Here is a 24,446-nt window from a genome sequence, read left to right on the forward strand (position 1 = left end):
CCGGGGCGCCGCGTCTATGGATGCGGGGCCCCTTTCTGCCTTTGCCCGGCAGGACCGCGCCACGACCCCTAGGAGACAGCCAGATGCTGCGCCAGTTCTTCGCCTACTACCGCCCGCACATGCGGCTCTTCTGGCTCGACTTCGGGTCGGCCGTGATCTCGGGACTGCTCGAGCTGGCTTTCCCGCTAGCCATCGCCGGATTCATCGACCACCTGCTTCCCGGCGGTGACTGGACGCTGACACTGCTCGCCGCTGTCGGGCTGGTTGTTGTCTATCTGATCAACGGGGCTGATGATCGTGGTCACCTACTGGGGCCACAAGCTTGGTATCAACATCGAGACCGAGATGCGCAGCAAGGCCTTCGCGCATCTCACCAAACTGAGCTGGGGGTGGTTCGACCGCGCCGAGACCGGCAAGCTCGTGGCCCGGGTCACCCGCGACCTCGAAGAGATCGGCGAGGTCGCCCACCACGGCCCCGAGGATCTGTTCATCGCCATCATGACCTTTGCCGGGGCCTTTGGTCTCATGGCCTGGATCCACCTGCCGCTGGCGCTGATGACGCTGGTGATCGTGCCGGTCATGGTCTGGCTGATCGCCGTCTACGGCGGGCGGATGACCCAGACCTGGCAGGCCATCTACAGCCGTGTCGGCGCCTTCAACGTGCGGCTCGAGGAAAGCCTCGGCGGCATCCGCGTGGTGCAGGCCTTTTCCAACGAGCCGCACGAGCGCGCGCTCTTCGAGCAGGACAACCGCCGCTACCGCGAGACCAAGCTCGACGCCTACCGCATCCTCGCCAAGCTCACCGCGCTGCATTACAGCGGCATGCGCATGGTGCAGGTGGTGGTCATGGTGGCCGGCGCGGGCTTCGTCTTCAACGGCACGCTGTCCGAAGGCGGCTTCGTCGGCTTCCTGCTGCTGGTCAACGTCTTCTTCCGCCCGCTCGAGAAGATCGCCGCGGTGATGGAGACCTACCCGCGCGGTATCGCCGGCTTCCGCCGCTACACCGAACTTCTGGCCACCGAGGCCGACATCACCGACGCGCCGGGCGCCATCGAGGCCCCGAGGTTTCGCGGCGAAATCACCTTCGCCCGGGTCAGCTTTGCCTATGACGGGGCGCGCGGGGTGCTGCACGAGGTCTCGCTCGACATCCGCCCGGGCGAAACGGTGGCGCTCGTCGGCCCCTCGGGTGCGGGCAAGTCGAGCCTGATGGCGCTGCTGCCGCGTTTCTACGAGCCCACCGGCGGCGAAATCCGCATCGACGGGGTGCCGATCCACAAGATGACCCTCGCCTCGCTGCGCAGCCAGATCGGGCTGGTGTCGCAGGACGTCTTCCTTTTCGGCGGGACGCTGCGCGACAATATCGCCTATGGCAAGCTCGGCGCCACCGAAGAGGAAATTCGTGCCGCCGTCGCCCACGCGCAGCTTGCCCCGCTGGTCGAGACCCTGCCAGAGGGGCTCGACACGGTGGTCGGCGAGCGCGGCGTGATGCTTTCGGGCGGGCAGCGGCAACGTGTGGCGATTGCACGCGTGTTCCTCAAGAACCCGCCGATCCTGCTTCTCGACGAGGCGACCTCGGCGCTCGACCGGACCACCGAGCGCGAGGTGCAGGCGGCGCTGTCGCGCTTGGCAGTGGGACGCACAACGCTGGTCATCGCCCACCGGCTCAACACCGTGCGCGACGCCGACCACATCGTGGTGCTGGAACAGGGCCGCGTGGTCGAGCGCGGCAGCCACGACGCGCTGATCGAGGCCAAGGCCGCCTACTACGAGCTCGCGAGCTGAGCCCGCTCCGATCCCGCCAGACATGAGAACGCCGGCCCAAAGACGAGGGCCGGCGCTTTCACCCGGGAAAACCGATCAGAGACGGATGTCGTCGAGCCGCTGATCGCCCGGCAGCTTGGAGCGTTCGAGGATGATCTGCGAGATCGCCCGCGCCCGCACCGGGTTCAGCGCGGCCATGATCGGCGCCGCGTCGCGCTCGTTCATCGTGCCGAGAACCATGACCGAAACCTCGATGTCGAGATCGTCCATGATGGTCGCCGCATCCTTGGGCTTCATGTTCCGGTAGAGCGCCACCAGCCGGTCCACGTCGGAAGTGTGCGCCGCCTTGACCTTCTCCAGCAACCCGTCGAGCTCGACCTTCAGATCCGCGAGCCGCTGCTGCTCGATCTCGAGCGTCTCGCGCGCCAGCTCGATTTCGGCCTCGCGCTGCGCGTAGCGGTCCTTCTGCGCCAGCAGCAGCTCGCGCTCGGCGCGGATCGAGGCCAGCAGCTCTTCGGGTCCGCCTTCGCAGAGCATTGCCGGATCCGCCGCCGCCGCCGTGGCCGCAGCCGGCACAGCGTCCGGCTCGCCGCTGGCGGCCGCGGAAGCGGCACCGACGAACATCGTCTGCTCGGCTTGCGGCGGCTCGGCGACCGAGGCCAGCTTGGGTTCGTTGGCAAGGGTCACGCCGATCTTGCCGATCACGGCGACCGCAAGACCCACGAGCAGGAAGGTGATCGGGCGCATCCGGCTCACGCCTCCCGGTTGCGCACGGTTTCGAAGAAGCCGCGCACCAGCTCGGACTTACCCGACACAGAGGCGGTGCCGGTCGGCCGGTTCGGCCGCTCGCGCGAGGTGCGGAACGACGGCGCCTCGCCACGGGCGGCGTCGCTGCGGCTGACTTCGGGCTCGCGCTGGCGGCGGCCACGACTGTCCGCAGCCTGCTCACCGGCGGCCCGCAGCGCGGAGACCGCGCTTTCGGACTTGTCCACCGCGGCAGAGAAGCTGCCGATCATCGGCTCGAGCTCGCGCAGCGCCGCCATCAGCACGCGCACGCGGCGATCCACCACCCAGGCGTAGGTGAGCGTGCCGACGAGGAGCACCAGTATGGCCATGTCAATCAAGAAGGACATTGGGCAATTCCTCTTCTTCGTACAGTTTTTCCGAGACCTTCAGCGCGATCTTGCCGTTCTTGCGCCGGCCGACCTCGGCGCGGGCAATGGTCTTGCCGGTCACGCAGATGGTCACCGGATCATCCACCTGCATGCCGAGGTCGAGGATCTGTCCCGGCATCCAGGACAGCACCTCGCGCAGGCTCAGGTTGGTTTCCCCCAGCACCGCGGCGACCGGGATATTGGTCGTTCCGAGCTTCTCGGTCAGCTTCATACGCCAGCCGGTGTCGCCGCCCAGCTGGCCGCCGGTGAACTGCTGCGACAGCACGTCGCCCACCGCGTCGAGCGCCGTGGTCGGCAACAGGAAGACCATCTCGCCGACCCGATCCTCGATGTTGATCCGCAGCACCGCGCGTGCGCAAGAACTGGTCGGCGGCCCGAGCATCAGCGCCTTGGGGTTGGTTTCGAGATGGCCGATCTCGAAGCGGACCGGCGTCACCTTCTCGAAAGCCGCCGACAGCTCCGCGAGCGTGCGCTCGCAGAACGCCTTGCCGATCCGCTTCTCGATGCCGGTGAAGGTGCGCGGGCTGCGCGGGCTCTCTGGCACTGTGCGGCCCCCGAAGGTGATCTCGAGGATCGAGTAGAGCAGCTCCGGGCGCAGCGCGGCGGCGATGGTGCCGCCCCATTCCACCGCCTCGGTGACGCCGATCAGCGCGGGCTCGGGCAGCGAGTCGATGGCGTCCTGGCATGTCAGGTAATCCATCTTGGCCAAGGTCACGTCGACCACCGCCCCGAGGTAGGTCTTCAGCGCCTGCGAGAGCGATAGCGCGAACCGGTCGAACACCACCTCGAGCATCGGCAGGCGCGCGTAGGAGCGCTTGGCACGCTCGACGATCAGCTCCTCGACGGCGCGGGTGTCGATCACGAATTGGCTCTGCTCGTTCATTGGATGATCAGGTCCGCGATGAGAAATTCCCGGGGCGCCTCGCTGTCGGTGATCGCGCGGGCGCGGCGCAGCAACTCAGCCTTGAGCCGGGCGATGCCGATCGAACCCTGCAGATCGCTCTCGTTGAGCTGCCGCAGGTAGTCCTGAAAGCTGTCGCGCATGAACAGCTGGCGGGTTTCGATCGTCGCTGCCCCGGCGATGCTGTTGTCGTAGACCAGCGCCAGGTTCAGCTTGAGAAAGCGCGAGGTCTGCCGCCCGGTGGCCGTGGTGGCGGTGATGTTGACGATGATCTCCTGGAACGGCAGCACGATGATGTTCTCGGGCTGCTTGGGCATGTCCATCAGCTGCGTATAGCTGGAGGCCCCGGAACCAGACGCTGAGGCTGCACCTTGCCCCGACGCATCCGTATGCGCCGACGAGCTGCTCTCCGGCGCTTTTGTGCCGCCGATCAGCGCCCCCAGCCGGGCTGGCCCCGCTGCGGCGACAAGCCCCGCCAGAAGCGCCACGACACAGGCCAACGCGATTGCGAGCGCGATGACCAGCCCCCCTTTCCGGGAGCCGTCGGATGTGGTTTCCGTCGTCGTCGCGTCAGCCATGAACCGTCTTTGAAAGTGGTATCTAATCTTGATTTACTATGCGTGGAATCTTCGCCGCAAGCAAGCAGAACTTCCGGTATAGTTCTTGATGAGCAAGAACAGTTGTGTTTATTCTTGCGGTGAGCGACACGATAGGGCGCAGGACACGTGCAGGCGATACTGGAAAATCTAAAATCGCTGGGATGGCGGCGACTCTCGGTCCTCGGAGGCACCGGGCTTGCCCTTGTTCTGGCGGTATTTTTCGGACTTTCCGTGATCACCACGCCGGATTACGTCTCGCTCTACCGCGATCTGAATCCGGCCGATGCCGCCCGTATCGTCGACTCGCTCGAAGCCGCCGGGATCCGCAGCCGCACCGACACCGCCGGCACTGCAGTCAGCGTGCCCGCCGAGGACATGGCCCGCGCCCGCATGGAGCTCGCCTCGCTCGGCCTGCCCAGCGAAGGCACACCGGGCTGGGAGCTCTTTGACGAGCAGAGCGGGCTTGGCATGAACAGTTTCATGCAGCGGGTGAACCGGATGCGCGCCATGGAGGGCGAACTGGCGCGCTCGATCCAGACCATCGACGGGGTCGAGGCGGCGCGGGTCCACCTGGTGCTGCCCGAGCGCGAGCCCTTCTCGCGCGAGCGGCCGAAACCCTCGGCCTCGGTCATCGTGCGCGGCTCGCGCCAGATCGGGATGAAGCAGGCCCATGCGATTCGCTCTCTGGTTGCGTCAGCGGTGCCCGATCTCGCCCCGGCGCAGGTGACGGTGCTCTCGGCCTCGGGCGAGACGATCCTGGCCGACGACGGCGAGGCGGGCAGCGAGGCCTCGCTGCAATCGGCCCGCGCCCAGATCGAGGACCGGCTCAGTCAGCGCATCACGCAGATCCTCTCGGCCCGTGTCGGCGCGGGGAACGCGCGGGTGACGGTGAGCGTCGATCTGTCGAGCGAGCGGCAGGTGGTGCGCGAGCAGAGCTACGATCCCGACCAGCGGGTGGTGCGCTCGACCGAGACCCGCGAGGAAACCACACAGGATCAACGCGCAGCCAGCGGCGAGGTCGGCGTGGCCGACGACGTGCCAGCGGCACTGGCCGACGCGGTGCCCGGCAGCAACACCAACAGCTCGAACACCAGCAACGAGATCGTCAACTACGAGATCGGCGGCAAGCAGGTCGAGACAGTGCGCGAGCCCGGAGACGTAGAGCGCATGTCGGTGGCGGTGCTGATCAACGGGATCTACAACGTCCAGCCCGACGGCTCGGTGGAATACGAGGAACGCAGCGCCGAGGAAATCGCGCGGCTGCAGGCGCTGGTGCAAAGCGCCATGGGCTTCGACGAGAACCGCGGCGACACGCTCGAGGTGGTGAGCCTGCGGTTCATGGATTACTCCATGGACGTCGGCGAGCCGGTATCCCGCAGCTTCGCGCAGGTCATTACCGACAACCTCGGAACCATCCTGCGCGGGCTCTTCGCGCTGGGTCTGGTCGCGGCGGTGCTGGCGTTCGGCGTTCGCCCGGCACTACTGCGTCTGATGGAGGCGAACAGGCCCGCTACCGGAGAAGGCCCCGGCGGGCTGCCCGCGCCCGAAGCAGCCGCCCTGCCCGGTGCCAAGACGCCCCCCGGCCTTCCCGGCCAGCCCAACGCACCCCCGATCCAGGCCCTGCGCGAAGAGCAGGTCCACAGCGGCACGGTGCTCGACCCGCTGCCCGAGGGCAGTGCCGAGATGGTCTCCTTCGCCTCGGTGCAGGGCGGCGTACAGCGCGGCTGGATCAACACGGTCGGCCAGCTGATCGAGGATGAGCCCGAGGACGCGATCAAGGTGCTGAAAGGCTGGCTGGCAGAGGGGACCGCGACATGAGTTTCATCTTCGACCGCAACTTCGATGCCGAGGCCGAGGCGCAGCGCCGCGGCGAGCAAGCCAAGGTCGGTGCGATCTATACCCGCGCGGAGTTCGATGCGGCGGTGGCCAAGGCGCAGGCCGAAGGCTTCGAGGCCGGGCTGGCGCAGGGCCGTGACGAGGCCGCGAGCGCCGCACAGCAGAGCACGAGCGCACGTCAGGTGACCGCCGTCGAGGCCATCGCGCCCGCGCTCCATGCGCTGTTTGCCGACGCCGACCATCACCACGCGGTGCTCGAGTCGCAAATGGTGGGCTTTGCGCTTTCGGTGTTGCGGCAGGTCGCCCCGGCGGCGAGCGCCGCGCTGGCCGACCAGGAGGCGCTGCAGGAGGCCCGCTGCGCGGTGCGCATGGCGCTCGGCGCCGCGGAGCTGAAATTCCACTTCGCCCCCGAGGTCACGGAAAGCTGCGCCGCCGAGATTCAGCGCGTCGCGCGGCACGCCGGTTTCGGCGGACGGATCGAGGTGAGCCCCGACCCCGCGCTGGCAACGGGCGATGTGCGTGCCGAATGGGACCACGGGGTGATGCACTACAGTTTCAATGACATCTGCCAGCGCATTCTCGGCGCGCTCGAGGACAGCAAGGCACGCATCGACGCAAGCGTCGGGCAGGATCAGGCAGGAGAATAAGACGTGACAGACGAGGCACAGACCGCAAAAGCGGAACCCGGAGGCGCCGCCGCGCCGAAGCCCGCCGATGGTGGGCAGGGCATCGACGCGATGCTGAACGTCGGGCTGAACGTGCAGATCGTGCTCGGGCAGACCCGCATGCCGATCGCGCAACTGCTGAAGCTCAGCCGGGGCTCGATCATCGAACTGGACAAGAGCATCGGCCAACCGGTCGAGGTGATGATCAACGAGCGGCTGGTGGCCCGGGGCGATCTCGTGCGCCTGCCCGACGAACGGCTCGGCGTCTCGCTCATCGAGATCGTCAAGGACTACGTCTCCGAAGAATGAGCCTCCGGTCCGGCCAGTGGGGAGTTGCACTCACCTGCCTGCTTCTGGCGGCGGGGGGGCTGCTTGTGGCCGCGGGCCCGGCCCATGCGCAGGCGGCCGGCTCTGACCTTCTGGGCGCGATCGGCGACGCATTGAGCTCCGCCCCCGCCGGATCGGACGAGCGCGCCTCGCTCTCGGGACGCATCCTTCAGCTCATCGCGGCGATGACGGTGCTGTCGCTGGCGCCGGGACTGCTCGTCATCATGACCAGCTTCACCCGCTTCGTGATCGTCTTCTCGATGCTGCGCTCGGCGCTCGGGCTCAACCAGACCCCGCCCAACATGGTGCTGACCTCCATGGCGCTGTTCATGACCTTCTTCGTCATGCAGCCGGTGTTCGAGGACGCCTGGGAGGGCGGCGTGCAGCCGCTGATGGAGAACTCGATCACCGAGGAACAGGCGCTCGCGCGCATCGGACAGCCGTTCAAGAGCTTCATGTATGCCAACACCCGGGAAAAGGACCTGAGCCTGTTCCACGACATCGCCGCGCGCAGCGACGCCGGCGGCGCCGAGGTCGAGCCCGGCCCCCTGCCCGCCTCCGCCGAGGCCGTGGGCTGGCGCGAGCTGGTTCCGGCGTTCATGATCTCGGAGCTGCGCAGGGCCTTCTCGATCGGCTTCCTGATCTACCTGCCCTTCCTGGTGATCGACCTGATCGTCGCATCGGTGCTGATGAGCGCGGGCATGATGATGCTGCCGCCGGTGCTGATCTCGCTGCCGTTCAAGGTCATCTTCTTCGTGCTCATCGACGGCTGGTACATGCTCGCCGGGAGCCTGATGGAAAGTTATCTGCCGCTCTCGGGAGCGGGCTGAAAGACATGATTGGAGCCGCCAGATGGCTGTAGCGAACGTTCAACGCACCACGACGAGCGATCCCGCCCCGCAGGCGCCGCGGCGCAAGCTCACCGGCCCGCAAAAAGCGGCGATCCTGTTTCTCTGCCTTGGTGAGAAGCGGGGCTCGGCGCTGATGCAGAAGCTCGACGACGACGAGATCCAGCGCGTCACCCGCGCCATGTCGGGCCTTGGCTCGATTGCGGCGCAGACGGTCGAGCAGGTGCTGGCGGATTTCGTCGAGGACATGACGAACGGCGGCGGCGTCGTCGGCTCCTTCGCGGTGGCCGAGAACCTGCTGCGCTCGCTGCTGCCTGGCGAGCAGGTCGAGGCCATCCTCAAGGACATCCGCGGTCCACTGAAGGAGCGCGACCTCTGGGCCCGGTTCAGCGGCCTGTCGGAGAACGTCATCGCCAACTACCTCAAGGGCGAGCACGAGCAGACCATCGCGGCGATCCTCACCAACGTGAAGACAGATGTGGTCGCCAAGGTGCTGCCGCTCTTGGGGCCGGAGAAGATGAACAGCGTCGTCGAGCGGATGATCCGCATGGAGGCCGTGCCGCACCACATGATGCGGCAGATCGAGGAATCGCTGCAGAGCGACATCATCAATGCCGGCGCGCAGCCCACCGCCGCCGAGCAGCACCAGCGCATGGCGGATCTGTTCAACAAGCTCGATCGCGGCGCCTTCGACGCCATGGCCCCCATTCTCGAGACCACGATCCCCGACGCATTCGCCTCGATCAAGGCGAAGATGTTCACCTTCGAGGACCTCGTGCGGCTCGAGCCGATGGACCTTGCGCGGATCATGCGCGGCGTGCCCGGCAACACGCTGCCCACCGCCCTGCGCGGCGCCAGCCAGGACGCGCGCGACGCCTTCCTCAACGCGCTGCCCGGTCGCTCGCGCGACATGCTGATCGAGGAGATGGAGAGCATGGGCCCCGTCCGCCGCCGCGACGTGAGCGCGGCGCAGGCGCTGATGCTCGACTATGCGCGCACGCTTGCCGATCAGGACCAGATCACCCTGCCGCTCGGCGACGACGACGACGAGATGTATTGACGACGGGAAGCCCGGGGCTCAGCGCGTCCTGTACCCGCTGAAGCCCTGGATCGCCTGGATATCGATGGTCACCGGCACGAAGCTGCCAGAGGCGCCGCTGGCGGCGCTGTTCATCAGCTGAATCGCGGCATTCGTGGAGCTGAAATCCGCAGTCGCGTCGGTGATCGCGACGTATTTCTGCACAAGGCTCTCGACATACTCCGGATCGCCCAGGCGGCCGATCTCGATGCGGCTGGCAATGAGCTCGGCCTGCTTGTCGATGTCCCCGCCCGCGATGGCATCGGGCAGCCCAAGCGCGGTGCGGGCGAACTCCGCAAGATCGCGATCCTTGAGCAGATCGAACACCGTCCTGACCTCGGCGGCCTTGCGGCGGAACTCGAGCACGGTGCCGAGCGCTTCGTTGTCCGCGGACTTGGCGTTGACGTAGGTGGTGTCGACATAGGCCGCCACGATCTGCGTCTTCCAGTCGTCGTCCGACGTATTGGGATTCGCCTTGCCGCCGTCGCTGAAACCCATGGCGTTGTAGAAGGTCTCGAAGCGGTCGTCGGTCAGCCGGTTGACCAGGGCGTCGCGGTCGTTGATGTCGCTCTGCAAGACCTTCTTCATCATGGCCTTGCCGAAGATCTGGTCCTCGAGGTCGTAGGCCTTCATCACGAAGCTGTAGAGTTGGTAGTCGCCGACGAGGTCGTCGACGCTCTCGACCTTCTCGATGTTCTCCATGAAGTAGTCGATGGCGCGCTTGTGCTCCGCCTCGTCCGGGATCATCGCGTGCTCCTTGTCCGCCGTCGCATCGACGATGCGAAGGGCGAGACCCGTGGAGAGGCCAGCAACGGAAATCATGTCGGGATCCTCGGCAATTCGTCAGGGGACGTGGGATCGAGGCCCGCCGGGCCAAGCACTTCGAGCTCGCGCTTCATCAGCGGCCGCAGCTCGCGCAGCGCGGTGAAATACTCGCCCATGCTGACGTTGTTGGCAGCTTCGAACACATGCCTGGCCAGTTGCGGCGTGAACACCGTGGCCAGCTTCGCCAGCTGCTGCTGCGCCGACTTGGTCAGCGCGTCGCGGCGGTCCGGGTAGATCAGCGCGGACTGGATGAGGAAGTAGGCCGCGCGCACGGGCGTGGCGGCGGCCTCGGGCTTCAGCAGGTCGGTCTCGCGGATGATGTCGGCACGGTTCTCGATGGTCAGCGTGGTCTTGCGCCCGCCGTTGCGCATCATGCAGCCGTTGACGACGATCCGTTCAAAGGGCTTGAGAGTAAGGTTGAGCGCCATCTTGTGCCATGCCTGTCGGGGCCGGGCGGGCAGCGGAGAGCCCGGCGAGAATGTTCCGGTTCACGTCGATCAGCGCCGGCAGGCCGGGGCCGCCGCCAAGGACCGTCGTGCTGGTGCGGTCGACCCAGAGCGAGATCGACAGAAGGTTGGCGCGCAGCGCCTCGGGGAGCGCGTTGCGCGAACTGGCGAGGTCGTCGCGCAGCTGCGACCAGAGCCGCTGGTTCTGCGCCAGCGCGTCACGCAGACCGTCCGAGAGCACCGCGATCCGCGCGGACTTCTCGGGGGAGGCCGCCCAGGCCTCGACGTGCTGCTGCAGGGCGCCGGTGACGCGGGCGAAGACGCGGGCCTCGATCTGGCGCGGGGACTCGCTTTCGCGGATCGTGCGTTGATATGCGGAGATGCTCATTGCCGTTCCTGCCTCTGCTCCCCCGACGTGCTGCGGGGTGACGGTAAGCCGGGCCCGGTTTGTCCGAGGCTCCGACGGAAAGGGGGCGCCGATGGCGCCCCCCACTTATGCCATCAGAAGATGTGCCGCTTCCAGCGCTATTAGCGGAAGAGCGACAGAATGTTCTGCGGTGCGGAGTTGGCGATCGACAGCGACTGCGTGGCCAGCTGCTGCTGGACCTGCAGCGCCTGCAGACGCGCCGCTTCCTCTTCCATGTCGGCATCGACCATGGCCGAAACACCGGTCGAGATGCGATCGGTCAGTTCGTTTAGGAACGATTGCTGCGTCTCAATCGCCTTTTCGGCAACACCAAGGCTGGTGGCCTGCTTGGTGATTGTGGTCAGCAGGCCCTCTGCGGCAGTCAGGTGATCTTCAATCGTTTCCGTGCCGGTACCATAGTCCTCAGCCGATACAGAAGCTGCGATGGCCTTCAGTGTCGCCGTGCCACCTGCAGCGTCGGTACCATCAGTCACAAGCAGTTCGAGGTCAATCATCGTGAACGATTGCTTCGTGGTTGAGAGGTCCGCGCCATCGCGACTGATCCCGGTCGTCACCGTCTTGTCGATCGACGTAGCGGTCGTTAGAGGAGTTCCGCCATTCAATTCTGTCGTACCAGCAGTGCTGATCAGGTTTTCACCGTTGAAAGAAGATTGACCAATGGTCGTTTCCATTTGAGCGACCAAGGCAGCCAATTCTTCACCAACGGCAGCCTGATCAACACCCTCTTCTTGCGCGAAAGCCAAGCGATCGACGAACTGCTGCGTCAGGTCCACAAGGGTTTCGGCGCCGAGGCGGGCCGTCGAGACCGAGCTCTTCGCCAGAGTCATGCCCTCGTTGATCGCGGAGTACATGCCGCTTTCCGAGTTCATGGTGGTCGAGATCTGGAAGTAGGACGCGTTGTCCTTGCCCGACTCGACCTTGAGGCCGGTCGAGATGCGGCCCTGCGTATCTTCAAGCTGCTTGTTGATGTTGCGCAGGGTCGACAGCGCGTTCATCGCGCTTGCATTGGTATTGATGGAAGACATTGTATCTGCTCCGATTTCTATCGTTGTGCTTCGCCTTTCTGGCGAAAACGGTCCTGCCGTGGGGTATCCGTATCACGAGAGATTGGAACCAGAGGTTAAAGAGAGGTTAACGCTAAACCGACTGATCGAAGCGTTGCGTCTGGGTAACGCATTGTGTCGGCTTTGTGCCATCCTTGCCATACACTCCCCGCAAACTCTGGCGCTCGCGGATCCGGTCGATCTCTTTGGCCACCGCGCCGGTCGCCTCGGTCATCCGGCGTAGCAGCGCCAGGTCGCCATGGATCAGCTCGCGCAGCTCCGACAGGCTCTGGCGCAGCTTCGCCGCCGCAGGATCCTCGCCGCCGAGCAGTGGCTCGGGGTCGGCAAAGGCGGCCTCGATCTCGGCGAGCAGCTCCTGCTTGCGGGGGAAAAGCTGCTCGACGCGCGCCAGTTCACCCTTGCCGATGGCGGCGATCTCCTCGCGCAGCAGGCGCGACAGGCGGTCGATCAGCGCATGGGCGCGGGGGCGGGTCATCTCGGTCATGTCTTGTCTCCACGGCGGGCGGCCCCATAGGCCGACATCGCCTGTTCCAGGTTGCGCGCGATGCCCGCACCGCCCTGCTCTGCCAGCTCCTTGCCGAAGGCCTCGGCGAGGAAATAGCGCCAATGCTCCTCGGCTTTGCCGCCGCCGAAATCGCCGAGATCCACTTCGCTCAGCATCTCGTTGACCATCTCGGTGAGGAACATCGCCTCGAATTCCTTGGCGGCGCTGGCCGGGGCGTCGGGCGCAACCCTCCCCGGCTGGGCGATCTGAGTGCCGGTGACCTGCAAGGCGGCCATGGAGGTCTTCACGTCCATCGAGTTTCTCCCCTAGATGATCTCGAGATCGGCATGCAGCGCGCCGGCAGCCTTGATCGCCTGCAGGATGGAAATCGTCTGCGTCGCGGTCAGCCCGATGGCGTTGAGCGCATCGACCAGCCGCTGCAGGCTGACGTCGGCGCCCTCGAGGATGGTGAAGTGGGTTTCCTGCTCGTCCACCGCCACGGTCGTGCGCGGCACGACGACGGTGGTGCCCCCGATGGTGATCGGCTCGGGCTGGCTGACCTCGGGATCCTCGCGCACCATGACCGTGAGCCCGCCCTGGCTGACCGCCACGCGGTCGATGCGCACGTCCTCGCCGATGACGATGGTGCCCGAGCGCGCGTCGATCACCACCTTGGCCACGGCATCGGGATCGACGCGGATGTTCTCGACGTCCGACAGGATGCCCGCCACGTCGCCCTTGCCCGCGCCATGCAGCGCGACCTCGACCGTGCCCGGATCGAGCGCGGTGGCGGTGTTGCTGCCCATGCGCTTGTTGATCGCCTCGGCCATGCGGGTCGCGGTGGTGAAATCGGGATTGCGCAGCGCGATGCGGATGGAGCTGAGCGAGGCGAGCGCGAATTCGACCTCGTTTTCGACCGTCGCGCCGTTCTCGATCCGCGCCACGGTCGGCACGCCCTCGACCACCGAGGCGGCCATGCCCTGCGCGGCGTAGCCTGCGACGGCGATCGGCCCCTGCGCCACGGCGTAAACCTCGCCATCGGCACCGGTCAGCGGAGTGACGATCAGCGTGCCGCCGCGCAGCGAGCTGGCATCCCCCAGAGAGGAGACCACCACGTCGATCGGCGAGCCGAGCCGAGCGAAGGGCGGCAGCATGGCGGTGACCATCACGGCGGCAGTGTTGCTGGTCTTGATCTGGTCGTCGGAGAGGTTGCCGACTCCGAGCCGCTCGAGCATCGCCTCGATGCTCTTCTCGGTGAAGGGGCTGTTGCGCAGGCTGTCGCCGGTGCCGTTGAGCCCGACCACGAGGCCATAGCCGACAAGCTGGTTTTCCCGCACGCCTTCGAAGGTCGCGATATCCTTGATCCGGACATCCGACGAGGCGGGAAGCGCCACGAAGAGCGCCAAGCTGGCGGCGACGAGACAGGCTGCGATACGCATGGGACTCCTGGGTGCGGTCCTGTGTTTCAAGAATTAAACATCGTATCGCCGATTTCTTCAACGACATTTTCCAAACTAATCATGCTATCCTTGTGTATTGCTTGACCTGACAAAAATTTGTCCTCATGATCCGCCTATCCATCATGGATAATCAGTGACGGCCGGCTATCGGGAGAGCCTTGTGCATATCTATCTTTACGAGCCACGTTCAAACTCCTTCAGCGGCCTGCTCTCCGAACTGGATGCGGCGCAATGGCAGACCGTGGCCGTGGGTGACGATTTCTTCGAGCGCGAACTCGGGCTGCTGAGCAGCGACGGCTACGCGGACCGGCCGGTGTTGCTGTCGGAGCAGCCGCGGACCGTCGAGCATATCTTCCGCCTGCGCAAGTCCGGCTGCCGCAACCCGATCCTTGTGCTGCGCGACCAGCGCGATCCCGAAGCGGCGATGGAAGCGCTGGATGCCGGCGCCGATGACGACATCGTCGGCCCGCTCACCGGTCCCGAACTGCGCGCGCGGGTAAATGCCATCACGCGGCGGTTCCACGGCCATGCGGCCGGATCGGTGCGGATCGGCGATATCACCGCCTATTTCGACGGCCGCGATCCCGACGTGGCCGGCACGCCCATGCGCCTGTCGCAGCGCGAGCTGGCGATCTTCCAGCAAATCGCGCTTGCGGCGCCCCGCGTGGTGTCGAAATCGGTGATCTACGACGCGGTCTACGGCATGGCCGAGGACCAGCCCTTCGACAAGGTGATCGACGTCTACATCTGCCGCATCCGCAAGAAGATCGAGGAAATGTCGCCTTCGGGCGATCCGCACATCCGCACGATCCGCGGGCGGGGCTACAAGCTGGCGCCCGGCGCCGAAGCCGAAACTGAAGCCGGAGCCGGCAAGAAGGCCGAGACGGCGCGCCTCAGCCTCGCCGACCGGTCACATGTAGTTCAGAAAGCTCAGCTGGGATAGGCGCGCTGTGACCGTGTAGCTGGCCTCGAGCTGGGTCTGCAGCAGGGTCACGTTGCTTGCCGCCTCGTAGGCATCGACGCCGTCGAGCTCCATAAGGCGCGTTTTGTAGAGCACTGCGCGGTCCGCGATTTTTTCGTTCTCGGTCTCGAGACGCGCCGCGACGGTGGAAACCTGCGTCTCGGTCTCCAGCAGACCTGTCACGCCGCCGGACAGCGCCTTCACGGCGGCGCCCATCCATGTGTTGTAGGCTTCGCCGTCGCCGATCTCCGCCGGATCCTGCGCGACCAGCAGGACCAGCCCCTTGACCACCTGCCGGAAGGCTTCGTCGTCCGCCTGCACGCCATAGGCAACGCTGACACCATCCCCGAGGTTGGCGCGCTGCCGGGCATTGCCGACCGAGCCATTGTAGAACAGCGACTGGTAGTTCGTGGCGGGATCAGCGGCGGTGTCTGAGAAAATCGCGTCGATCTCTGCCAGAACCGCATCCGCGTCGGCGGCGGAGTTGAGCCCTCCTGACAGCAGACCTGCCAGCACGCCTTCCGGAGACAGGCCGCTGTCCGATTGCGCCTGCCCCCAGGGCTGAAGAGCACTGGTGACATTCACGGTACCCGAGAAGAGGCTCATGCCCGAATAGGCTTGCGCCGAATGGCCGATCAGCGCGTCGAGCGCGGCCCTCGCGGCGATCTGCACACCGGTGACGCCGTTTGCCGAATGCTCGGAATTGGCCACCGCGAGATCGAGCGCCTCCTGCACCGACTCGCGCATGGAGCCGAGCGCCTCCGTGGTCATCTCGATCCGCGACAACGTGAGCGCATTGGCGGCCGACTGTGCCTCGTCGCGATCGAGCCGGGCGTTGAGGCTGAGCGCCTCGGTCGCGCCGAGCCCGATCGACTTGTAGATGTCGCTCTTGTAGCCGGTCGACAGCTCCTGTTCGGCGCGCGACAGCGCGTTCGACAGTTCCGCATTCTGGTTCCGGCGCAGCAGGCTCGAGTAGAGCGTGGAGGCACCTTTGCTGAGGTAGATCATGGCGGGCTCCGGGATCAGAAGCTGTCGAGCAGCGTGTCGAGCATGGACATGACCGTGGTCATGACCTGCGCATTGGCGGAATAGGCCTGCTCGATGGCGACGAGCTGCTGCAGCTCGTCATCGACGTTGACCCCCATGAAGCCGAGGCGGGTTTCCTGCACCGTCATCGCGGCCGCGGCACTGGTCTCGGCAGCACTCTCGGCTTTTGCGCGGGTGGTGTTCTGGCCCGAGATGAGCGCCGACATGTAGTCCGCGAGCGTGGCGGTGTCGCCAAGTCCAAGCGATCCGTCGAAGCTGGTCTTCGTTGCCATCCCGTCGATGAACGCATTGAGCTGGGTCGTCTCGTTGCTCTCGCCCTCGACCGTCGCCGACATGCCGTCGCGCAGGCGCCAGGCCGCGCCGCCCTCGTCGGGAACAACGGCACTGTTCACCGCGATCCGCGCGGCAAGCCCGGCGGTCACGGGGACGCTCAACGCGGCCCCCGCATCGGTGAACAGCCCCGGCTCACCGGGCGCCAGAGAGGCATCGGCGCTTTCGAAGACGTCTATCAGGGCACGCGCCACCTCGTCGAGCTGCGCGCTCATCTCGGGGATCGTGTCGTTGTAGAGGGTGACTTGACCCGCGAGCGAGCCCTCGGCGATGCCGCGCACCCCGGCAACGCCGGGCGTGATGTCGACGCCGCCCGCGCTCAGCACGCCGGTCTGCGCGTCGAAGTTGATCGACTGGGCCGCCTCTCCCTGAAGCAGCGCGGTGCCGCCGGTGGTGAAGATCTCCATCCGCCCCTTGGCATCGGTGCGCATGGTGAAATCCATCTTCTCCGCAAGCCCGTCGAGCGCCGCGGTGATCTTGTCCCCCACCGTCAGCGTCTGGCCCTCGCTGAGCTTGCCGCTGGAGAGCTGCGCGTTCATCTCGGCCAGGTCGGCCAGCGTCGCGTTCACGCTGACGATGTCGTTCTGCGCCGAGGACAACGCCTGCGCCCGCGCGTCCACAAGCGCGCCCGAGGCGGCGTTCAGGGACTGCGCAAGTTCCTGCGCCTCGCCCACCGCGACGAGCTGCAACGAGCTGTCCGCGGGGCTCGCCGCCATCAGCCCGAAGCTGTTCTGCAGGTCGGTGAGCCGGGTGAGCAGCGTGACGTCGGACTCGGTGTTGCCCAGTTGCGATGCGTAGAGCGACAGGCCCGTCGCGATCGCGTCCTGGGTTGCGGTGCGCGAGACCTCGAGCCGGTACATGCTGTCGAGCGAGGTATTCACCGCCTGGGTGATCTCGCTAATCGTGACGCCACCCTGATTGCCCGACACGATGGTCGGATCGCGCCGCGAATAAGAGGCGTTGTTGGCATTGGCGATGTTGTTCGAGGTCGTCTGCGCCCAGCGGGAGGTGACGCTCATCCCGCTGCGTGCCGCGTTGAGGGCCGCGGAAAGGCTCATGGTGCGATCCTATATGCCAAGTCTGTCACCCGGTTCCGCCCGGGGCTCAGCGCTTGAGATTGACGGTTTCGTTCAGCATCTCGTCGGCGGTCGTGATGATCTTCGCGTTCGAGGAATAGGCGCGCTGACGCTGGATGAGGCTGGTGAGTTCCTGCGCGATGTCGACGTTCGAGCCCTCGATTCCGCCCGAGGTGAGCGAGCCGGTCTCGCCGGTGCCCGACGCACCGAGATAGAAATCGCCGGACTCGCCCGACACCTGGAAGGTCGAGTTGTTCGAGGTCGCAAGCCCGTTGGCGTTGGCGAAGGTTGCCAGCGGCACCGAGTAGAGCGGCTTGCGGGTGCCGTTGTCGAAGATGCCCCAAACGTCGCCGGATTCGTCGAATTCGACGCTGGTCAGCACGCCGCTCTCGCTGCCGTCGGCATCGACCTTCATCGGCGTGTAATCCCCGGCGAACTGGGTCAGCCCGTCGAAGGCGCCAGGCGCGCCAAGCGACATGGTAATGGTCTGCGGCGTGGTGCCATTGTTGATCGTCAGGCTCACCTCACCGGTGGCCGCATCGAAGGCGAAGCCCGCGGGCGCCGTCGCCAGCGAGGTCACGTTGGTGTAGCTCGCCGGCGAACCCGCATTGGGGCCGCTGTTGTTGAAGGTCATCGTGACGCTGCCGTAGTCACCGCCGGGGCCCGAGATGGTGACGTCCCAGGTGTCATCGGCGGCGGTTGGCTGGAAGGAGAGCGTCAGCCGGTCCGCCTCGCCGAGATCGTTGTAGAACTCGACCGAGGTGGTAAACGCGCTCCCCGGCGTGGCGAGGCCCGTCTCCTGCGAGGGCAGCGTGCCGCTGATCCCGATGGTGCCCGTGGCCGAGCCGTTGATCGACTGGCTGGCGACGTTGATCGGCTCGAGATCGGCAAAGCTGGACCGGTCCACCGCGCCAAGCTCGCCATCGGCACCATAGGCAAAGCCCATCAGGTAAAGCCCGGCGCCATTCACCAGGTTGCCGTTCTCATCCGGCGCGAAGCTGCCGTCGCGGGTAAACATGTTGCCCGTCGTATAGCCCGCGTCGATGTTCGAGTTGACCACGAAGAAGCCGCTGCCGTTGATCGTCAGGTTCGACGCGACCGAGGTTTCCTGAAAGGTCCCCTCGGTGGTGTTCGAATGGGTGATCGTCGTCGCCACACCGGCAGAGGTGCTGCCGGTGGCGGCGGTCGAGCCCGAGGTGATCATTTGCGCGAAGCTGCGGCGATAGCCTGCCGTATCCGCGTTCGCAATATTGTTGGAAATGCGTTCAACCGCATTGGAGTTCGCCGTGAGGCCGCTGACCCCGGCCGCCATCGCGCTGGAAATGCTCATGTCCGTCTCGCCCTGTTGGTCGCAGTTGAACTTTTACTGACTGGTCACATAGGCGAACCAGGTTTCACCATGGTTAAATCCGCCTTTACTTGTATTAATTTCAGCGGAAGTCCGCTGAATCTTGCCTGATCTTGCGAGGTGCTTAAATCCCTCGATCAATTGAGGTTCCCCGTCTCCGGCAGGCTGTCGAGCGTCTGCTGCGCCTTGTCGATCCGCGCTCGCGCGGTTTCCTCGCGCAGCGGCAGCAGCGCCGGCGCCGGCTCGGTCAACCCGCGCGCGATCTCGGCCCAGCCCGGCAGTTCGGTCAGGCTTGGAAAGGTTTCGGCAAGCTCGGCTGCCCGGGCATTGTCGCCACTGCGGTGCGCGGCCAGCAGGTAGCGGATCGCGTCCGGCAGCGGCAGCGCACTGCCCTCGCGCGCATGCAGCGTCCCGTAGGCCGTGGCCGCCGGAGCCCAGTCCCCCCGCTCAAAACGCGCCAGCGCCCGCAGGCGCAGGATCTGCGTGGTTTCACCCCGCTCGTCCGTGTCGGCCAGCAGCTCGGCACTCTGTCCCGTCTCATCGAAGTAGCGGGCCGAAACCAGATCGAAACGCCGTTTCAGATCCGGATCGGACAACGTGATCGGCTGCAGGAGCAGCGTGCCCAGAGCCTCGAACTGGCCGCCCGCCAGCAACGTCTCGGCTTCCTTCACCTTGAGGCGCGCCAATTGCCCCTCTTCCGCGGTGGTGATGCCCAGGTCCTGTGCCGCCGTGAGGTAGTCGTGGGTGGTGGCATATTCTTCGGCGGCAACCTTGGTTGCTCCGGCTTTTCGGAAGGTGTCGGCAAACATCTCCGAGGCCAGCGCGAAACCCTGCGTGAAGCGGAAGTAGCGCGAAATGCGCGTGTGATCCGCCATGAAGTCGCCGAGGGAGATCTCTCCCTCCGAGCCCTTGCGATAGAGGTCTTCTATCAGCGCCCGCGCCTTCTGATGCGCGGCGGCCGCCTGTGGTGTGCCGGCGCGGCGCGACACCAGAAGCCCGTAGGTCTCGATTGCCTCGACCTTGCGCCCGGCGATGACCTGCAGCGAGGCCAGCTCGTCGAGCACCTCTCCCGAGGAGTCGTCGCCCCGCCACATCTCGGACTCCAGTTCGAGCAACTGGATCGCCTCGCCGGTCGAGAGTGCATCTCGCCTCAGACCCAGCGAGACCAGCGCCCGCCGCGCGCGGTGCGCCCACACATCCCGACCCGAGATCACATGCGCGTAGCTGTCGAAGGCGGCCAGCGGCTTGTCGACCGTCTCGGCCACGGACCCAAGCAGGTAGTAATAGGCGGCTCCGCCCTTCAGCTCGGGGTAGTCGTCAAAGGATGCCGCCAGATCGCGCGCGAGGCGCCATTGCCCGGTCTGGATGGCGCATTCGAGCAGCCCCGGCAGCACCCGGGCCCGCACCGGCGAGGGGAACCGCGCAAGGCGCGCAACGGCGCGCGCCAGAAGCGGCCCAGCTTCTGTGCAGCTTCCGTCGCGGATGTGCGAAAGGGCGAGGAAAAGCGGCTGATCGGGCCAGCCGTCGTGCCCCGGACCGAGCAGCGCTGCCGCGCGGTCGGTCAACGGGCGGCGGCGCTCATCGATCAGGCCGAGCGCCAGTTCGAACGCACGCGCCCGCAACGCGTGCGCCAGCGGCACCCCCTCGCCGCGCACGGCACTCAGCACCGAAAGTCCTTCGGGGGCCATCGCATGAGCGAAGAAGAACTCGGCGAGATCGGTCAGGGCGCGGGCAAGGTCGGGCTGACGGTCCTCCGCCGCGATCACCGCATCCATGAGATGCGCGCGCTCCTCGAGAAAGGGCTGACCGGCGCGGGCACCAAGATAGAGCGCGGGCGGGTCGATCATCCGCGGCTCGGCCAAGACTGCCGGGGTGACCTGGGCGATCTGCGCGGGGCTGGCGCGCTCGGCGAGCGCCGGGCAGCCGCAGAGGACCAGCGCCGCCACCGCCGCCTGCCGCCCCACCCATGCGCAAGAATAGACCACCAATCACGCCCGCCTTATCATCATAATGCTTGCGTTATCTTAGCAAAACCCGCATCATCAGCAAGAAAAGAATGATCGAGCAAATATTGACGGGCAATTTGCATGGATAATTCGATTTACGTCGCACTCTCCCGGCTCACCGCTCTCGAGCGGCAGATGGACGTGACCTCGAACAACATCGCCAATGCCAATTCGACCGGCTTCAAGGCCGAGCGGGTGTTGTTCGAGACCTATCTCCAGCAGGACGACGCGGCGCTGGCCGGCGACGGCACCAACTATGTGCTCGACCGCGGCTCCTACCTCGACAACAGCTCGGGCGCGATCATGCCCACCGGCAATGCGCTCGACCTCGCGCTGAGCGGAGAGGGCTGGTTCGCCTACCAAACCGCGCAGGGACAGACCGCCTTCGGCCGTGACGGAGCCTTCGTGCTCGATGCCGAGGGCCGGGTGATCACCGCCAGCGGCGCGCAGGTGCTGGATGCGGGCGGCGCACCGATGGTGCTGCCGCCGGCGCAGGCCTCGACGGTCAGCATCTCCAATGACGGGGTGATCTCGGATGCCGAGGGTGCCGTTCTAGGACAGATCGGAGTCTTCACCCTGCCCGACCGGCAGAGCCTCGGGCGCTCGGGCGGCGGCATGTTCGTGCCGCAGGACGGCAATGGCGGGCTGCTGCCAGACGAGAGCGGCACCCAGATCATCCAGGGCGCCGTCGAGATGAGCAACGTGCAGGCGGTGACCGAGGTCACCCGGCTGATCGAGATCCAGCAAGCCTATCAGCAGTCGCTGAACTTGGTGCAATCGGATGACGAGCTGAAAAAGGACATGCTGAGCCGGATCCGGAACAGCTGAGGAAGGGACGACCATGAAGGCACTCGGAATCGCCGCAACCGGCATGATGGCACAGCAGACCAACGTCGACGTCATCTCCAACAACATCGCCAACGCCAATACCACGGGCTTCAAGGCCTCGCGGGCGAGCTTCACCGACCTTATCTACGAGAACATCACCCGCGAGGGCGCGGTGACCGCCGAAGAGGGCAATACCCGCCCCACCGGACTCGACATCGGCTTGGGTGTGCGCACCGCGGGCACCGTACGGCTCAACACCCAAGGCGGCCTGGCGCAGACCGAGAACCAGCTCGACATGGCGATCGACGGGCGCGGCTATTTCACCGTGAACATGCCCGACGGCAGCCAGGCCTACACCCGCGACGGCTCGTTCCGCCTGTCGGCCGAGGGGCAGATCGTCAACGAACAGGGTTACGAGATCGACCCGGGGATTGTGCTGCCCGACGACACGGTCTCGATCTCGATCAGCGAAACCGGCATCGTCAGCGCCTACACCGGCAATGACACAACCCCTGTCGAGGTGGGCCAACTCACCCTGACCACCTTCGTCAATGATGCCGGCATGCGCCCGCTGGGCAACAACATGCTGCAGGCGACAGTGGCCTCCGGCGATCCGATCCCCGCAGTACCCGGCGACGAGGGCGTCGGTATCCTGCGCCAGGGGTACCTCGAAAGCTCGAACGTCGACATCATCCGGCAGATCACCGACCTCATCCAGGCGCAGCGCGCCTACGAGATGAACTCCAAGGCCATCGAGACCGCCGATCAGATGATGTCCGCCGCGAACCAGATCCGCTGAGCCCATGCGCTGCCTCGCCGCCCTCCTCGCCGTGCTGATGCTGGCGCCGCTTGCCGGACACGCCGAAACGCCCGTCGTGCTTATCGAAGAGCAGGCCCGGATGAGCTGGGCGGAGGCGCTTCCGGCCGAGGCGAACCTCCGCGTGCGGTTCAAGGGCGCGATGATCGACGAGGCCGAGACAATTTCGGCCTTCTGGATGGATCGTGAAAGCGGCCAGTTCCTTGCCAACGCGGTGACCGAAGACGGGGTGACGCACCGCCTCCAGGGCTTCATCATCGCCACGCGCAGCCTGCCCGTGCCCACCCGCCGGCTGATGCCCGGCGATCTGATCGGCGCGCAGGACATCAAGACCGTCGAAATGCCGCTGAGCCGGGTCGGCGCCTTCACCGTGGTCGACGAGGAAAAGCTTGCCGGCATGCAGGTGCGCCGGATGCTGGCGCAGGGACGGCCGGTGATGACCCAATCCGTGATGCAGCCGCTGGTCGTCGGCCGCGGCGACAAGGTAAACATTCTCTACGACGATGGCCGGCTGGTGGTGACCGCCCCGGGCCGCGCGCTCACCGATGCCCACCGCGGGCAGGAGATCCGCATCGTCAATCTCGTCAGCAATACCCCCCTCGTCGCCATCGCGCGCGAGGCGGGCCTCGTGGAGGTGATCCGATGACCCCGCTCCGTCATGGCCTGATGGCCGCCTCTGCCCTTGCCCTGCTGGCGGGCTGCAGCACCCCGGCCTTCGACCGCGAGCCCGAGGTGAGCCGCGTCGGGATCGACCCCGAGACGCTGGCCGAAGCGCGCAGCGTGAACATTCCGATGCCGCCGCCCAAGCCCGACCGCATACCCTACCGCGCGGAAGGTGCGTCGCTCTGGGAACGAGGGTCGTCGGGCTTCTTCGGGGATCAGCGGGCAACTCAGATCGGTGACATCCTGACCATCCTCGTCGAAATCGAGGACGAAGCGTCGCTCAGCAATGAATCGGACCGCAGCCGCACCGGCGGCTCGACCTTGGGTTTCCCCAGTTTCTTCGGCTATGGCAGCCAGATCGACAAGATCCTGCCCGGCGTCGGCCCCGAGGATCTGCCATCGGGAGACAACATCGTCGATATCACCTCGACCACCGGCGCCTCCGGCTCCGGCAGCATCGACCGCGAGGAGAGCATAAGCCTACGCATGGCGGCGCTCGTCGTGCAGGAGCTGCCCAACGGCAATTTCGTCGTCGCTGGCCGGCAGGAGGTCAAGGTCAACGAGGAACTGCGCGAGCTGCGCGTCACCGGCATCATCCGGCCGCAGGACATCGACCGTACGAATGCCATTCCCTACGACAAAATCGCCGAGGCGCGCATCTCCTACGGTGGCCGCGGCTCGGTGAGCCGGCAGCAGACGCGCGGTTACGGCGAGGACGTGATGGACGTTATTTTGCCTTATTGAGCTAAATCGCGCCCTTATTTGAAGAAACTATCGCCCGAATCTTACGTCACTACGGACCCTGACAGAGAAACTGCGGGATTCGTTATGAAGAAATCATACATCGCCCTGGCCGCCCTGCCGCTCGTCTTCGGAGCGCTTGGCTACGCTGCCGGCCACATGATGGCGCCCGCTGCGACCGCGCCGGTCGAAACCAAAGCGGAAGCCATCGAACCTGCGGCAGCCAAACAGATCCTCGACGATCTGGCGACCAAAGGGCCGAAGCACGTCCCCACGCCCGAGGATGACACCGAGATTGCGCAGCCGTTGCCGCACGAGCATGCCCGCAACGGTGGCCGCCCCGAGACCGAGATCTCCCACGAGCCCGCCGACACCGCGGGCATCCTGACCAAAGATCGGATGGACGATTCCAGCATCGTGTCGCTTGGCAAGATCTCGGTGCCGGTCTACCGCGCCTCCAGCATTACCTACGTGGTCTCGGAAGTCGGTGTGGCCATGCGCGACGTACCCACCGCAGTCAATTTCAACATCGCCGAGAACGCCTCGCGCCTGCGCGACGCGATCCTGACCTCGATGCACCGCGCCGCAGATGGCAACACCATGAAGGGTGTGAACATCGACACCGGCGTGCTGTCGCGCGAGCTGTCTGCGGACCTGAAAAAAGACTTCGGAGACGATGTCTCCGAAGTCCTGTTCCTGTCGCTCGTGAAGGCCGACGTGCCGCGCAGCTGAG

At 65.9% G+C, this 24,446-nt stretch carries 26 protein-coding genes and 1 pseudogene; 12 read left to right on the forward strand and 15 right to left on the reverse strand.

The genetic code is table 11. The features are described from left to right. Window positions 1–83: 83 nt before the first annotated feature. Window positions 84–1,782 (forward strand): annotated as a pseudogene (locus G0Q01_RS22690) (ABC transporter ATP-binding protein). Window positions 1,783–1,857: 75 nt separating this feature from the next. On the opposite strand, the gene G0Q01_RS22695 reads toward G0Q01_RS22690, so the two are convergent. The 4 genes from G0Q01_RS22695 to fliL are packed head-to-tail and all read right to left on the reverse strand — an operon-like array spanning window position 1,858 to window position 4,415. Beyond that, a complete protein-coding gene (locus tag G0Q01_RS22695) occupies window positions 1,858–2,508 on the reverse strand; it encodes a MotE family protein (RefSeq protein ID WP_164197918.1) in 651 nt (216 codons plus the stop codon). 5 nt (window positions 2,509–2,513) lie between these two features. Further along, window positions 2,514–2,894 (reverse strand): flagellar motor switch protein, encoded by a 381-nt coding sequence (locus G0Q01_RS22700; RefSeq protein ID WP_108970222.1) that lies wholly within the window; start codon window positions 2,892–2,894, stop codon window positions 2,514–2,516. After that, window positions 2,878–3,819: a flagellar motor switch protein FliM gene (locus G0Q01_RS22705; RefSeq protein WP_108970223.1), complete on the reverse strand. Its 942-nt coding sequence runs from the start codon at window positions 3,817–3,819 to the stop codon at window positions 2,878–2,880. Before G0Q01_RS22705 ends, G0Q01_RS22700 begins: the two co-directional genes overlap by 17 nt. Beyond that, window positions 3,816–4,415, reverse strand: a complete 600-nt coding sequence (gene fliL / locus G0Q01_RS22710) for a flagellar basal body-associated protein FliL (protein WP_164197916.1) — start codon at window positions 4,413–4,415, stop codon at window positions 3,816–3,818. The genes G0Q01_RS22705 and fliL overlap by 4 nt, the downstream gene beginning before the upstream one ends. Before the next feature lie 147 nt (window positions 4,416–4,562). Here fliL and fliF point away from each other — a divergent pair, with 147 nt between their 5' ends. The 5 genes from fliF to G0Q01_RS22735 are packed head-to-tail and all read left to right on the forward strand — an operon-like array spanning window position 4,563 to window position 9,172. Further along, a complete protein-coding gene (gene fliF, locus G0Q01_RS22715; protein ID WP_164197914.1) occupies window positions 4,563–6,254 on the forward strand; it encodes a flagellar basal-body MS-ring/collar protein FliF in 1,692 nt (563 codons plus the stop codon). After that, window positions 6,251–6,919: a FliH/SctL family protein gene (locus tag G0Q01_RS22720; RefSeq protein ID WP_164197912.1), complete on the forward strand. Its 669-nt coding sequence runs from the start codon at window positions 6,251–6,253 to the stop codon at window positions 6,917–6,919. Before fliF ends, G0Q01_RS22720 begins: the two co-directional genes overlap by 4 nt. Window positions 6,920–6,922: 3 nt before the next feature. Then, complete coding sequence (locus G0Q01_RS27445) at window positions 6,923–7,246, forward strand: FliM/FliN family flagellar motor switch protein (protein WP_370457342.1); 324 nt, start codon at window positions 6,923–6,925, stop codon at window positions 7,244–7,246. Beyond that, on the forward strand, window positions 7,243–8,094 hold the full coding sequence (fliP, locus tag G0Q01_RS22730) for a flagellar type III secretion system pore protein FliP (RefSeq protein ID WP_108970228.1): 852 nt from the start codon (window positions 7,243–7,245) through the stop codon (window positions 8,092–8,094). The genes G0Q01_RS27445 and fliP overlap by 4 nt, the downstream gene beginning before the upstream one ends. A 22-nt stretch (window positions 8,095–8,116) precedes the next feature. Further along, on the forward strand, window positions 8,117–9,172 hold the full coding sequence (locus G0Q01_RS22735; protein ID WP_164197910.1) for a flagellar motor switch protein FliG: 1,056 nt from the start codon (window positions 8,117–8,119) through the stop codon (window positions 9,170–9,172). An 18-nt stretch (window positions 9,173–9,190) separates the two neighbouring features. Here G0Q01_RS22735 and G0Q01_RS22740 read toward each other — a convergent pair whose 3' ends face one another. The 7 genes from G0Q01_RS22740 to G0Q01_RS22770 all read right to left on the reverse strand — a co-directional run bounded on the left by G0Q01_RS22740 (window position 9,191) and on the right by G0Q01_RS22770 (window position 13,875). Continuing rightward, the gene (locus tag G0Q01_RS22740) at window positions 9,191–10,012 is read right to left on the reverse strand and encodes a DUF1217 domain-containing protein (RefSeq protein WP_164197908.1); all 822 of its coding nucleotides are present in this window, start codon (window positions 10,010–10,012) and stop codon (window positions 9,191–9,193) included. Beyond that, window positions 10,009–10,443 (reverse strand): flagellar biosynthesis repressor FlbT, encoded by a 435-nt coding sequence (locus G0Q01_RS22745; RefSeq protein WP_108970231.1) that lies wholly within the window; start codon window positions 10,441–10,443, stop codon window positions 10,009–10,011. The genes G0Q01_RS22740 and G0Q01_RS22745 overlap by 4 nt, the downstream gene beginning before the upstream one ends. Next, complete coding sequence (flaF, locus tag G0Q01_RS22750) at window positions 10,412–10,849, reverse strand: flagellar biosynthesis regulator FlaF (RefSeq protein ID WP_108970232.1); 438 nt, start codon at window positions 10,847–10,849, stop codon at window positions 10,412–10,414. The genes G0Q01_RS22745 and flaF overlap by 32 nt, the downstream gene beginning before the upstream one ends. Before the next feature lie 140 nt (window positions 10,850–10,989). Next, entirely contained in the window at window positions 10,990–11,913 is a 924-nt protein-coding gene (locus G0Q01_RS22755; protein ID WP_164197905.1) for a flagellin, read from the reverse strand. 112 nt (window positions 11,914–12,025) lie between these two features. Beyond that, window positions 12,026–12,436 (reverse strand): flagellar protein FlgN, encoded by a 411-nt coding sequence (locus G0Q01_RS22760; RefSeq protein ID WP_164197904.1) that lies wholly within the window; start codon window positions 12,434–12,436, stop codon window positions 12,026–12,028. Further along, window positions 12,433–12,750 (reverse strand): rod-binding protein, encoded by a 318-nt coding sequence (locus G0Q01_RS22765; protein ID WP_164197903.1) that lies wholly within the window; start codon window positions 12,748–12,750, stop codon window positions 12,433–12,435. The genes G0Q01_RS22760 and G0Q01_RS22765 overlap by 4 nt, the downstream gene beginning before the upstream one ends. 12 nt (window positions 12,751–12,762) lie before the next feature. After that, window positions 12,763–13,875: a flagellar basal body P-ring protein FlgI gene (locus tag G0Q01_RS22770; RefSeq protein ID WP_108970235.1), complete on the reverse strand. Its 1,113-nt coding sequence runs from the start codon at window positions 13,873–13,875 to the stop codon at window positions 12,763–12,765. Window positions 13,876–14,056: 181 nt separating this feature from the next. On the opposite strand from G0Q01_RS22770, the gene G0Q01_RS22775 reads away from it, so the two are divergent. Beyond that, window positions 14,057–14,839 (forward strand): response regulator transcription factor, encoded by a 783-nt coding sequence (locus tag G0Q01_RS22775; protein ID WP_108970236.1) that lies wholly within the window; start codon window positions 14,057–14,059, stop codon window positions 14,837–14,839. Here G0Q01_RS22775 and G0Q01_RS22780 read toward each other — a convergent pair. The 4 genes from G0Q01_RS22780 to G0Q01_RS22795 all read right to left on the reverse strand — a co-directional run bounded on the left by G0Q01_RS22780 (window position 14,807) and on the right by G0Q01_RS22795 (window position 20,646). Beyond that, on the reverse strand, window positions 14,807–15,865 hold the full coding sequence (locus G0Q01_RS22780) for a flagellin (RefSeq protein ID WP_164197901.1): 1,059 nt from the start codon (window positions 15,863–15,865) through the stop codon (window positions 14,807–14,809). The genes G0Q01_RS22775 and G0Q01_RS22780 overlap by 33 nt on opposite strands. A 14-nt stretch (window positions 15,866–15,879) precedes the next feature. Beyond that, window positions 15,880–17,292: a flagellar hook-associated protein FlgK gene (gene flgK / locus G0Q01_RS22785; RefSeq protein WP_164197900.1), complete on the reverse strand. Its 1,413-nt coding sequence runs from the start codon at window positions 17,290–17,292 to the stop codon at window positions 15,880–15,882. A gap of 46 nt (window positions 17,293–17,338) precedes the next feature. Beyond that, window positions 17,339–18,640 (reverse strand): flagellar hook protein FlgE, encoded by a 1,302-nt coding sequence (locus G0Q01_RS22790; RefSeq protein ID WP_164213894.1) that lies wholly within the window; start codon window positions 18,638–18,640, stop codon window positions 17,339–17,341. A gap of 155 nt (window positions 18,641–18,795) precedes the next feature. Continuing rightward, window positions 18,796–20,646: a hypothetical protein gene (locus G0Q01_RS22795; RefSeq protein ID WP_164213895.1), complete on the reverse strand. Its 1,851-nt coding sequence runs from the start codon at window positions 20,644–20,646 to the stop codon at window positions 18,796–18,798. A gap of 99 nt (window positions 20,647–20,745) precedes the next feature. Between G0Q01_RS22795 and flgF the strand changes: the two genes are divergently transcribed. The 5 genes from flgF (at window position 20,746) to G0Q01_RS22820 (ending at window position 24,445) form a co-directional block, all read left to right on the forward strand. Next, window positions 20,746–21,492, forward strand: a complete 747-nt coding sequence (gene flgF, locus G0Q01_RS22800) for a flagellar basal-body rod protein FlgF (protein ID WP_164197897.1) — start codon at window positions 20,746–20,748, stop codon at window positions 21,490–21,492. A gap of 13 nt (window positions 21,493–21,505) precedes the next feature. Next, the gene (gene flgG, locus G0Q01_RS22805; protein WP_108970242.1) at window positions 21,506–22,291 is read left to right on the forward strand and encodes a flagellar basal-body rod protein FlgG; all 786 of its coding nucleotides are present in this window, start codon (window positions 21,506–21,508) and stop codon (window positions 22,289–22,291) included. A 4-nt stretch (window positions 22,292–22,295) separates the two neighbouring features. Continuing rightward, complete coding sequence (gene flgA / locus G0Q01_RS22810) at window positions 22,296–22,955, forward strand: flagellar basal body P-ring formation chaperone FlgA (RefSeq protein WP_164197896.1); 660 nt, start codon at window positions 22,296–22,298, stop codon at window positions 22,953–22,955. Beyond that, window positions 22,952–23,716, forward strand: a complete 765-nt coding sequence (flgH, locus tag G0Q01_RS22815) for a flagellar basal body L-ring protein FlgH (RefSeq protein WP_108970243.1) — start codon at window positions 22,952–22,954, stop codon at window positions 23,714–23,716. The genes flgA and flgH overlap by 4 nt, the downstream gene beginning before the upstream one ends. Before the next feature lie 84 nt (window positions 23,717–23,800). Further along, on the forward strand, window positions 23,801–24,445 hold the full coding sequence (locus G0Q01_RS22820) for a hypothetical protein (RefSeq protein ID WP_164197895.1): 645 nt from the start codon (window positions 23,801–23,803) through the stop codon (window positions 24,443–24,445). Window position 24,446 lies beyond the last annotated feature (1 nt).

This window comes from Salipiger sp. PrR007 (genome assembly GCF_010499845.1).
GTDB classification, from domain to species: Bacteria; Pseudomonadota; Alphaproteobacteria; order Rhodobacterales; family Rhodobacteraceae; genus Salipiger; species Salipiger pacificus_A.